General features: G+C 46.4%; 2 protein-coding genes (1 of these 2 only partly in view). Both read right to left on the bottom strand.

The features are described from left to right. Positions 1-1,702: the beginning of an SDR family NAD(P)-dependent oxidoreductase gene (locus NLX82_RS03630; RefSeq protein WP_254347493.1), read on the bottom strand. The gene continues 17,987 nt to the left of window position 1, outside the view; only the first 1,702 of its 19,689 coding nucleotides appear in the window; its start codon is at positions 1,700-1,702; the stop codon falls past the left edge of the window. Beyond that, the gene (locus tag NLX82_RS03635) at positions 1,686-12,824 is read right to left on the bottom strand and encodes a hybrid non-ribosomal peptide synthetase/type I polyketide synthase (RefSeq protein WP_254347494.1); all 11,139 of its coding nucleotides are present in this window, start codon (positions 12,822-12,824) and stop codon (positions 1,686-1,688) included. The genes NLX82_RS03630 and NLX82_RS03635 overlap by 17 nt, the downstream gene beginning before the upstream one ends. Positions 12,825-13,022: the final 198 nt, after the last annotated feature.

Genomic DNA, 13,022 nt, shown 5'->3' on the forward strand with positions numbered 1-13,022 from the left:
GATCCCATCGGGTTACCTCTTCCACTAAATCGTCACCGTTCTTAAGGTGATTCCAAAGCTCATATACATTATCTGATCCAGCAAACCGCCCGCTCATTCCAATAATCGCAATGGGCTCCCTTGGTGTTAAAGCTCTCTCTTTATCCTTCTTATTGGGTCTGTCCGGCTCAAAGGATATACTTGCCGTTTCAACAGGATGAATCGTATAATCCGTGTCTTTAAGTTTTTGGATGTCGCGACTTGCATCTTCCATGTTGTCTATTGGATTAGCGCTCTGGTCCAAGACTTGTGAAACTTTATCTCCATATTGGCTTAAAATGTATAGCGTCAGTTGTTTTACCGAACTGTAATCGAAGATGTCGGTGGTTTGCAAATGAATCCCCAGCCCCTGATTGACAGCCTGCACAAAGTTGACGCCAAGAATGGAGTCCAGGCCATAATCTGCGAAAGACTCATGAATATCAATCATAGTAAAGTCCACATTCAAAGCCTCTACCAGCTTCCCTACGATAAGCTCCTGGACATACTCTTCAGCCATCTCGCTTGTTACATCAATATCTGATCGAATTCCTTCGTCACGCTGTTTCATTTGAGATTTGTCGTGTTCAGGCTCCTGTTTGTTCCGAATCAGACCATCGCTTTCCGCCACAATAATTTGTTGACCTATATCATGCGCTTCCTGAGCAGGGAAGAAAACGGACCGGAAACCCTCCATTTCCAATACCTTTCGCCAACTTTCGGGATATAACCCGGGAGAGCCTGGAATGCGCAGCTCCGGATCATTATAAAGCCACCATCCCTCTAAAAGGCCAAAGGATAGATGGTTTAACAGAGAGTTACCGCTGATTTCATTTATAAGAATCAGACCGTTTTCTCGCAGCGCTGCTTTGACATTGCGTAACGTTTGGCGAATGTTCCGAGTGGCATGCAATACATTGGTGGCAATCGCAATATCATATCCACCTGTATCGATATCTTGTCCCTGAGCCGACTCTTCCACATTAAAAATCTGATAAGTCAGGTAAGGGTTTTGCGGACCGTACTCTTTTTGTGCATGTAATAAAAATGCTCTGGATTTGTCGGTATAGCAATATTCTTGAATATGCTTCCGATAAGGTTCGAGCTTCTGGAAGACCAAAGCGCTAGTACCTCCAGTGCCTGCGCCAATTTCAATGATTCGAATCGGTACCGACGGGTTATGCTTAATCCGCTCATTCAGATAGGAAACTACGATATCTCCCAACACTTCATTAAAGTAATCCGCTGCAGGACTGTTCTTATATATACCTTCTACCAGTTTCATAGAGGAATTAGGAAAAATGATATCGGTGGCTGGTATTTTCCCGGTTAAAATTTCCGGCAGTTTGCGCAAGGTTGATTCTACCAAAAATACCCAGGCTGAGAGATCCGGATTTTTCAGCCATGCCCCTTTCTTCCATTCCCACTCCTTCCATACAGCCTGCAGATTGACCGAAGCGGTACCCGCTACGCTATATGACTCTCCATTGCAATACAAATACTGATTCCGTACCAAAATCTCTATGCTTTCTTCAAGCCAACGATCGTATAAATTCAGTAAGGCGGTTTTTGTTTTAAAATCTGCGATCATAGCTTTCTTTTCCATTTGCGCATATGGACATAATCCCATCAAGCGCAAATGGCTCCATAACAGCCTGCATAAGATATCATTCATTTCCTTCATCTGTAAGCCTCCATTCCCGTTCAGCCCCTCGTGTCGCTCCGTCCTGTTCCGAGTAAGCTTTGCTGTCGACTGTAGTCGAGGACATTGTCTCGTATGCAGCCGCTAGGTAAGAAAGATCTGGCATCTTCTTTATTTTTACACTGGCAGAAATATGACTCTGGATGTTTTGGATATACGAAGGAATAGCTTTGGCATTTGAAGCATCGATGTCTTCCTTATTCATTTCCGAAACATTTGCCGTTTTGGCAAGTGTCTTTTGGGCAATGAACGAATCTGTTGGCTTTACAGCATCTGCAGATTCAATGGAAGCCAATTTAGTTTTAATATCCGTGATCCAGTACCGCTCTCTCGCAAAAGGATAGGCCGGCAGGCTGATTCGCCGCGGCTTGGCATCCCCATAAAGCATGTTCCAATCCATTGCCAGTCCCTTGACCCAGAGATCAACAACCTTCGAATATTTCCTTTTCCCTATCCACGCAGCAATCATTTTCTCCATGTCTTCATCTTCTACCAGCGCCGTCAGCGCCTCCTTATTCCGTTTGACCTGGCCCCGGTACAACTCAGGGATTCCGTCCCGTCCTTCCAGGAATCCTTCCAGCTTGTCCACCAGCTCCTGCATAGACCCTGCAATCACTGCCAGGCGCTCTTCCATGGCCTCGCGTCCCACCTGCAGCGTGTATGCCACATTGGCCAGACTGCTTTCGCTGAGCTGTCCTTCCCGCGTAACGGCTAGCAATCTCTCTGCCTGCTTTTTCAGTCGTTCTTCATTTTTGGCCGACAATACGATGATCGCAGGCTTTTGAGCCGTAACGCTCATCGGCACCCTCTCTTCTGCAATGTACTCTTCGATGATGACATGTGCATTGGAGCCTCCCGCTCCAAACGATGAAATCCCGGCAATCCTTGGGTATTCCCGCGTCTCTCCATCGATCTCAACCACCGGCCGCTTCCATTCCCCCAGCTCCTGCTGGACGACGAACGGCGTCTGACCGAAATGGATATTCGGATTCAATTCTTGGGCATGCAGGCTGGGAACCAGCGTCTGGTTTTTCATCTGCAAGATGATTTTCCCAACCCCGGCGATGCCCGCTGCCGCCTCCAAGTGTCCGATGTTGGACTTCACAGAGCCTATGGCGCAGAATCCCGTATCCGGCGTATCCTTCCTGAATGCCTGAGTCAGACCCGTCACTTCTATCGGGTCTCCCAGCTCCGTACCTGTCCCGTGAGCTTCAATATAGCTGACCGTCCGCGCGTGGACCCCCGCTCGCTCCAATGCCGTCCGAATCAGTTCCCCTTGGGCTGTCGGGTTCGGCACCGTATAGCCGTTGGTCTTACCTCCATGGTTGATGCTTGTCCCCCGGATCACCGCATGGATGAGGTCCCCATCAGCGATCGCCTTGGACAGTGGCTTTAATAGGACGACCCCCGCGCCTTCTCCAGGGACAAATCCATTGCCTCCTTTGCCGAAGCTCTTGCACTGCCCGTCTATCGACAGCATGTGGTTGGCGCAAAGTCCGACATAGCTGAGCGGATGGAGATACAGATTTACTCCGCCTGCAATAGCCATTTCGCATTCTCCACGGTACAGATGCTCACAGGCTTCATGAATCGCGGTCAACGAGGACGAACACATCGTATCGATCGGCATGCTTGGCCCTTGCAAATTAAAGAGGTACGAAATCCTATTCGCTACCGAACTAAAGGATATTTGGGGAAATATTTGCGCTCCCTTCTTCCATAATTCCGGCCCATAGAGCTCGTAGCCCGTCTTAGTAATTCCGGCAAATACGCCTACCTGGCGGTTATGCCGCACCACAAGCTGCTCCCGAGTATAGCCCGCGTCCTCCAGTGCTTCCCAGCAGGCTTCAATGAACAGCCTTTCCTGCGGGTCCATACCGAGTGCTTCCCGTGGCGAAATATTGAAAAACAGCGGATCGAATTCTGCAAAACCTTCGATAAAGCTCCCCCACTTGCTGTAGCTTTTTGCATTCACCGCCGCTTCCTGTGGATCAGGATGGAAGAACCCTTCCATCGTCCAGCGCTCACGCGGGATTTCGGTGACACAGTCCTTCCCTGCTTTTAGATTTTCCCAATATTCGTTCATGTCTCTGGACCAGGGATACTTTCCAGCCATCCCAATGATCGCTATCGGTTCACGCATTTCCGCACGAGCAGACCCGGCCAAGCTTCGGACAGGCTTCGCTTCCGCCTTTGCCTCAGCCGGCACGGCTTCTTCCTCGGCATACAGCGGTGCCGCAAGTATTTCCTCTACAGGCTGCATGTCACGGCTCATCCCGGTCCACTGCATACACTCCTGCGGGTATTCCGCCACAAAATATTCCGTCAAAGCACGCAAGGTTTGGTACTCATAAAACAGCGTCTGGGACAGTTCTCCAAAGAAGCCCGCCAGCTTGGCATTGAGCTGGGTAATCATGATCGAGTCGATTCCATAGGTTTCCAGCGGTTCATTGGTTTCAATGCTGCTGACGCTCAGCCGGGTCACCTCTCCAAACAGCACCTTGAGACAATGCAAGGTTTTGTCGTAGAGCAAGCCTGCATCCAGCATAGGTACGCTTGCCTGGTTAGGTACAGCTGCCTGGATGGCACGGACACCGGCCTGTGAGAAGGCTTTCGTCAGGTAGGTCTCGATCTTCTCGGGCTCCCCTTCCATGACCATCACCTGCTCCTTGCCGGAGGCCAAACTTTGGTACAACGCCCTCATTCCCGACCAGGTCTGCATGGCTGTAATGCCCATGTTTTGCGTCATGATCTGTTCCGAATCCGCATCGATCCGCATTCCGCCCTCTTTCCATAACGGCCAGCGGATAGATAACGTCTGTCCCTGCCGTTGCTTGGCCCCTACCAGTGCGTTCCGGTATTCGGCGTATGCATCCATAAAGGCATTAGCGGTCGCATAATCAGCCTGTCCCGGATTGCCCAGGCTACCCGATATGGAAGAAAAGAGCACAAAGAAGTCCAGGTTCTGGCCACTGCTTGCCTCATCCAGATGGACCAGTCCGCTCACCTTCGGTCCCAGCACTTCTATAAATTCTTCCCTTGTTTTCTTGATGATGAAGTTATCTTGAATCACCCCTGCACAGTGGATGATCCCATGGACACGCCCATATTCCTGCTCGATGCTGTTCAGTAAATCGATAACCGTCTTCCTATCGGTGATATCGCCTTGCCTGTACACCACGCTGGCCCCTGAAGCCTCCAGCTCCTGCAGCCTCGTCTGCTTGTCTTGGTCCAGCGACGACCGCCCCGTCAAAATGAAGGTCGCTGCTCGCGTCTGCCGGGAAATCTCTTCTGCAATCAGTAGCCCCAGACTGCCGGAGCCGCCAGTGATCAGATAGACCCCACCATCTCTCCATAGAAGCTCCTCTTTTTGCCCAGATGTTTCGAGCCTGCTCCAAAAAGCGGTTTTCCGTTGACCTTCCTCATAGCGAATCCAGCCATCCATCGGGCTTCGACTGTTGTCCTCCAGCTTCGCCAGGATACCTTCCGCCTGTTCTCCCTGATCCACTTCGATCAGCTGCCCGATGAATTTCGGGTTTTCCAGACGGGCTGTCTTCAACAGTCCCGAAAGTCCCGAAAAGAGCCGTCCTTCCCCGGCGTTCCGCACCACAATTTGGACCAATACTCTTCCCTTCGGCTTGTCTTTGAGCATACTTTGGATGCTCTCAAAGGCCTGAACAGCATAGGCCTGGAACCGCTCATCGACCCGACCTTTTCCGGATTGAAAGGCAAGCACCTGCGCAGCTCCATTCAAGCTCGCTTCGAGTCGCTCGTGCAAAGCTTCTTCCGGCTCACAAAGCAAGACCATTCGCCAATCATAGTCAGGGGCTTCGGCTTCCAGTGGTACGTCCTGCTCCTTCCAGGCAGGCTCAAATAGCAGTGTACGGCTAATCGCAGGCGCATCCACTGTTTCGGTTCTTACTGCTCCGGCCTCAACCTCAGGAGCCCAACAGCGCTCCTGAGCAAAAGGATACGTAGGTAGACTTATTCTTTTCGGTATGACATTGGAATATAGCAATCGCCAATCTAAATAGAAGCCTTTGGTCCACAACTCTGCCAGCTTGTTCATTTCACGATTTGCAATCCATTTGCTCATTAATTCCTTGAAAACTTCTTCCTGTTCAAATAATTGCACTGAATCTTTTGACTGATTGTTTTCTCCCCTCCAGCAATTCTCGATAGATTCTTGTTCATTCGTGAACGATTGGAGCTTTTGTACCAGCTCGCTCGTATTCTTTACGATAAAAGCTACCCGGTTTTTCATTGCCATTCGTCCTGTCTGAAGCGTAAAGGATACATCCGACAAATTAATGTCTTCAGAAGCTATCAAAAAATCTGAAAGCTCTTGTGCATACACTTTAAGACGATGATGATTCCTTGCAGATAATGGAATCAGATATACAGCTTCTTTGTTCACAGAACTATCTTTAAATCGTTCTGATTCAGCATTGACTACAAATTGTTCGAAAATCGCATGAGCGTTAGTTCCGCCTATTCCAAAGGAGCTTAACGCCGCCCGATGAGGAGCCGACGCCTTCTCCCATTTTTGGAGACTATCAACAACATAAAAGGGTGAATCAGGAAAATTGATATCAGAATTCGGTTTTTCGTAATTAAGTGAAGGAGGAATCTCATTATGGTATAAGCTTAAAGCAACTTTAATGCACCCCGCCAAACCTGCTGCAGTATCCAGATGCCCGATATTGGTTTTGACCGATCCAATACCGCAAAATTGTTTTTTGGTTGTATACTGCCTGTACGTTTCATTTAAGGCGGCAAATTCAACAGGATCGCCCAATTTGGTTCCAGTTCCATGCGTCTCGATATAACTGATGGATTCGGGATGAATTCGGGTTGATTCTATCGTCTTCTGAATAACCTCAGCCTGACCTTTGACACTTGGGGCATAAAACCCTAATTTGTCGGTTCCATCGTTGTTCACACCTACTCCCCGTAAAAGCGCATAAATATGGTCACCGTCTCTAATGGCATCTGGGGCTTTCTTCAGTAGAACAACCCCAACCCCTTCTCCGCCAATCATTCCATCTGCCGACTCGTCAAAGGCTTTAATATGTCCGTCACTGGAAAAATTCAAGCCGGGTTGATGCACATAGCCTAAACTGGTGAAAGGAAAGATCGTGGATGCTCCGACTAAAGCGTATTTGGCTTCACCGGATAACAGGCTTTGCGAAGCCAGACGCAATCCGACTAATGAGGAAGAGCAGTTCGAGTGCACAAACAGACTCGGACCTTTAAATCCCAATTTATGAGAGATCATGGTAGGAATTGTCCCACCCTGTGCTAAAATCCAGGTTACATATTCATCCGCGTTCTTCAGGACATTAGGTGATTGCGACGCCAAATTTGGAATAAATGCTTGATAGAAACTGCTGCTTGCCGACATATACACACTGGTTTCAGGAATTTCTTTGCTAATATAGCCAGCATCCTCAACGGCTTTCCATGAATGCTGCAACAGCAATTTCATTTGAGGATCCATAAACTCTGCATTTTTCTGTGATAAGCTGAAAAACTCAGGGTCGAAATACTCTTTTCCTTCAATCGTGCATCGTCCGGGAACATAGCCTCGATTCCCGACGATTTCTTTTTCCAGCCCTAATCCAACCAATTCTTCCTCGGAAAAGAAGCGGACACTCTCCACCCCTGCCCTCAAATTGCTCCAAAACTCGGCATGGTTTTTGGCCCCTGGAAAATGACATGAAATCCCTATAATTGCGAGACTATCCTCAAAGTAATCTGGGTAGGGTGGCTTGAGGTCATCTTCGCCTGAAACCATTTTCGGTAAGGCTGTATTTTCAGCTGTATCTGTTTGTTCCGCTGTATGTGATTGTTCCGTTTGAGAATCAACATTCTCGCTTCTTGTTTCTGTAATGTAGGCACTGAGTTCCTTAACTGTCGGATACTTGAACAATGCTGTCACCGAAATATCGCATTCCAACAATTCCTTGACCCTTCCGATCATCTCTGCTGCTGAAAAAGAATTCCCGCCTACGTCAAAGAAAGCATCATCTGTACTTAGATCATCAACATTCAGAAGTTTTTTCCACACCGCTAGAACCTGATGTTCAACATCTGATTGTGGTAAATGGATCTTTCTTGTTGTTGCTAACTCGATCCTGCGATTCATTAATTCTTTTCGATCTATTTTCCCATTAGGGGTCAAAGGCAGCTTATCTAGCTCTATAAAAAATGCTGGTATCATATAAAAAGGCAAGAAAGTTTTTAAATAGTTTCGCACTTCCTTCGGATCAAGAGGAGGCTTACCGGACTCGGAATTGTTCAGCAAACAGTAGGCAATAAGCTGCTTATTTCCCTCCTGTTCCTTGGCAATCACGACACAATCATCGATTCCTGGATATGTTCTGACCTGACCTTCAACTTCACTCAGCTCGATCCGAAACCCGCGAATTTTCACTTGATAATCCATCCGTCCCACATACTCAATAGAGCCGTCCGAAAGCCACCTGCATAAATCTCCAGTTCTGTAGAGCTTGGTTTCCGGATTGAATGGGTTGTCTATGAACTTTTCAGCCGTAAGCTCTGGCTGGTTCCAATAGCCTCTGGCCAATCCGCTGCCCGAAATAAAAAGCTCTCCCGGAAGACCGACAGGCACAGGTCTAAGATGTTTGTCCAAAATGTAAATCTGGGTGTTTGCGATAGGCTTACCGATCGAAATAGGCTTATCTGCGTCGATCTTTTGAATTGTAGACCAAATTGTGGTTTCAGTCGGACCGAACATATTCCATGCGTCACAGCTGTTATGAACAAAATAAGATTTCAACGTTTCCGAAAGGGCTTCCCCTCCGCAGAGAACTTTCATGTTCTCTTCGTTCTTCCAGCCGGCTTGAAAGAGCAGAGTCCAAGTCACAGGAGTAGCTTGCATGATTGTCGGTTTTATTCTTTGAATTTCCCGCTTAAGTCTTTCGGCATCCTTTATGTTTTTGGAGCTGCAAATATAGCATTGAGCCCCCTTAATCAAAGGCAGATATAATTCCAGTCCCGCTATATCAAAGCAATACGTTGTCACCGCAAGTAGTTTGTCCTGCTCTGTTAAACCGGGCTGCTCTCCCATGGAAATAAGAAAGTTGGTCAACGCTTTATGTGAAATCATGACCCCCTTGGGTTTCCCTGTACTTCCAGAGGTATATATCACATATGCCAAATGGTGAGGTTGCACTTCCCGTTTGATTGTCTTTCTACCCTTCACATCACTTTTCAGATGATCCCAGTCTTTATCAAGGACAATACAGCTAACGTTGTTCCCTTCCAAGCGTGATACTTTCTCCAACAACCCCGATTGCGTAATAACCAGTGAAACATTGGAATCCTGAAGCATATACTCCAATCGGTCCTCCGGATATTCCGGATCGAGCGGTACGTAGGCTCCACCGGCCATCAGGATTCCTAACAGCCCAATCACCATATCTAAAGAACGTTCCATGCAAATCCCCACAAGAGTATCAGGAGTTACCCCATGTTTCTGCAAATATAAGGCCAGTAAAGTGCTCTTTTCTTTTAGTTCCCCATAGGTAAGCGATTCCTTTTCATATACAACTGCAATAGCTTCAGGTGTTTTTCTTGCCTGTTTTGCGAATAATTCAGGGAAGCACTTATCAGGATAACTTGTTCCGGTAGCATTCCAGTCATTAAGGATGATGTCCTTTTCCTCTGGTAAGAGTAAGGAATGCTCCTCCAAGGGCCAAGCGGGATTCTCCATAAGTGCTTCCGCTAATTCTATATAACGCTCTGCCATCTGTATGATGGTTGAATGATCGAACAAATTGGAGCGATATTTAATATTTAATATCATTTCCTCTTCCTGCTCTTGCAGTTCCAATACCAACTCGTATTCGCCTTCCTGGTGAATTTCTTCAACCAATTCGACGAAAAAGATATCTTTATATGGCTTGCAAAGCTGCTGAAAGCTTGAAGTTGGAAGGAAGTTTTGATAAGAAAAGGCTGCTTGGAAAACAGGTGAGCTCGTCTGCTTCCGCGGCACATTCAATTCTCGGACCAGAGCCGGAAAAGGATACGAGGCATGATCCATTCCATCGACTACTGTCAGCTGCAATTTTTTCATGAAATCCAGGAATGTCTCTGTTTCCGATATCTGACTCCGGATTGGAAGCATATTGACAAAATAGCCGATTAAATTATCAAAACGCTGCTCCGGGCGCACCATAACTGGCATTCCAACAATGATATCTTCCTGTCCCGAATACTGGTTAAGCAATACCGTATACATACCTAACAAGACTGTAGACAAGCTCGTATATTGCGCTTGGGCAAAAGACTTTACCCGTTTGACCCATTTAAGCGGAAGCGGCTTGGAATATGTTTGTGCTTCCATGCTTTGAGCCGGAAAAACAGAGCGGTCATATGGCAGCTCCAGGGTCGGTAAAGCACCTGACAGCTGTTGTGTCCAGTAGGAACGATACTTCTCCCCTTCTGCACTCGCTAACATCGTTTGCTCCCATTTAACAAAATCGCCGTAGCTCGCTGCGGGTGGAAACACTGTCGATGTCTTTCCCTGTACCACGTTTTTATAGGCATCTAAAAAGCTTTGTGTAAACATGCCGAAAGAACTTCCATCAAAAATAATATGGTGGATGACAACCAGTATGAAATGTTCCTGTTCAGATCTGGACATAACATAAATACGCATCAAAGGATCCTGTTCCAGCACGAATGGTTGCTTCGCTTTATCCCTAATAAATGGAATAATCTCATCTGCTTCCAAGGCTGAAATATCCTCCACTTGCACATGAAGCGGCTGCGTGGGCTGCAGCTTTTGATAAGGTATCCCATTTTCCTCTTCAATCACACTTTTTAAAATAGGATACTGTTCTAAAACGATGTGAAAAGCCCGTTTAATGCTCTCAATCTCAATCTTCGTATTAAACCGGAGGCATATTGGTATATTGTAAGCATTCATCTCAGGGGACATTTTATGTAATAGCCACAACCCTTTCTGAACTTCAGAAAGCGGATTCCTTCGGAAACTGAGCGAATTTTTCTCAGTATTGACCTGTACAGTGGATTTATCTTCTTCCACCTTTTGGGCTAAATATGCCGATAATAGTTGAATCGTCGGGTTCTCTAAAATTTCTCTTGCTTTGACCTTGATCGGATAGGACTTCTCAAGGCCGCGTATAAGCTTCATGACAAGAATAGAATCGATGCCATAACCATGAAGATTTGTATTCAAATTCATTTCCTCGTGCTTGAGATTCAGTTCCCAACACAAAAATTGCACTATATACTCCTGAATCTTCGATTGAACCAATGAAACGGCATTTATGGTACTGTCATGGTTTTCTGCGGCGGTTTCTTCCATATTCGAATGTGATAGTGAGAACGCACTCCGATATTGATAAAGTGCTTGAAGCTCTTGTTTGATATAAGCATTGCGGCAGATCTTTCTTTGGATTTTCCCACTTCCAGTTTTGGGTATACTTCCCTTAAGCAGCAAATAGATATCGTAAATTTCAAGTTGATGCGTATTGGATACGGCATTCAGTATGTTTTCGACCAGACGTTTATATTCCTGCTCATGAAGGGGCGCTTCAATTTCCTGTACGACGATTACTTTTTCCTGACCATTGATTTCAGAGGAAAATACAGCGATGGGCAAGGTCAACTCTGGCATATTTTTTTGGATGGTCCATTCAATATCGACGGGATGATGGTTTTTGCCGCGAATAATGATGACTTCCTTCTCTCTACCGATGACATAGATATGATTATCCGCAATAAAGCCAAGGTCCCCGGAACGAAAAAAGCCGCCTTCTTTTGTATCTGAAAGGGCTACCTCAAAAGTGCTATTCGTTTCTTCCTTCCTGTTTAAATATCCCTCTGCCATCCGTGCGGATTTAATCCAAATCTCGCCGACTTCCTCCGGTAAGCATTGTGTATGCCTTTCAGGATGAACAATTCGTATTTGCGTCGGATCTTCAATCTCCCCACAGCTCACTACGGACTTCGATTTATTCTTTTCATCCGTGTATTGGACTCTTCGTTGCTCCAAGCTAGGGATATCCAAGTTAAGGAATCTCATCGACTGACCTGGTTTTATACTGGCGACAGGGCACAGCTCCGATAAGCCAAGGAGGGGACAAAATATATCCTCTTGTAGCCCTAATTCCCGGAATTTATGGATGAAGTTCTCGTAAGTTTCCTTCCGGATGGGCTCACCTGCACATATAATCGCTTGGAGATGGCGAAGTGAATATTGCTTAATTGAAGCTATGTCCAGTGTGGAGCAGCAATAATCGAACGCAAAATTTGGCGCTGCCGTATGGGTAGCCTGATACTTGTCAATCATATGAATCCAATTTTCCGGATTTTTAGCGAAGCTTTCTGGCGGGAGAATAATGCTCGACGCCCCGTTTAAAAGTGGGACTAAAATATTGTTATGCAGTCCAAAAGCATGAAATTGCGGCGTCCAGGAAACGACACGACTATTCCGGTCAATTCTCCATTGCTCGGCCTTGGCCTGATTCATCACACAGCTGTGACTGAGGATTACGCCTTTTGGCAAGGATGTCGAGCCCGATGTATACATCAAAAGAGCAGTATCCTGCGGCGCTGGCATTCTCATCTCTATCTCAACGTCAACGGTGTCTTCTTGAAAGATTTCATCAATATTCAGGATACGGATTGAATTAAACTCCCTCCGTGTTTGGAGAAATGCTTTGAAGTCCGTATTGGTTATGATACATACGGCTTGGGAATCCCTATAGATAGGCATCATCTTCTCAAAGATTTTTTCATCCGGCTCCGAATCTGTAATAGGTGTAGGTATGGCCACGATATTTGCATAAAAACATGCCAGCATGCTGCTGATATATTCCAGACCCTGAGGAAATACAAGAAGTGCCCGTTCCTGCTCAGCCAGTTCTTTCAATAGGATATTGCCCAAAGCCTGTATTTGATGTAGAAGCGTATTTCCGGAAAGAATTTGAGGACTCTGGCCTTCTTTCTCAAACGTAAATAACTCTTTTTCAGGAAATTTCCGGCAAGTTTCAATAAAAGAAGCGATCGGAATATCAAGGTTCCATGTTTGGTCATGTTTTCGCATCATTCTCCACCAACTCCTCAAAACACAAAGTTTATATAACATGAGCTAAAGGCTTATCACCCTGTCCATTTTGAGCTATTATTCACGTTTGAAGCATTGCCAGGAGTTGCCTGCTAAAATATATCAAAGAAAAAACGAGTGATGAGGAAGGCTATATGCCTCTTTCACACTCGTTGCTGGTTCGCATGAACAACCGCAAAG

It is taken from the genome of Paenibacillus sp. A3M_27_13 (genome assembly GCF_024213315.1).
GTDB classification, from domain to species: Bacteria; Bacillota; Bacilli; order Paenibacillales; family Paenibacillaceae; genus Paenibacillus; species Paenibacillus polymyxa_B.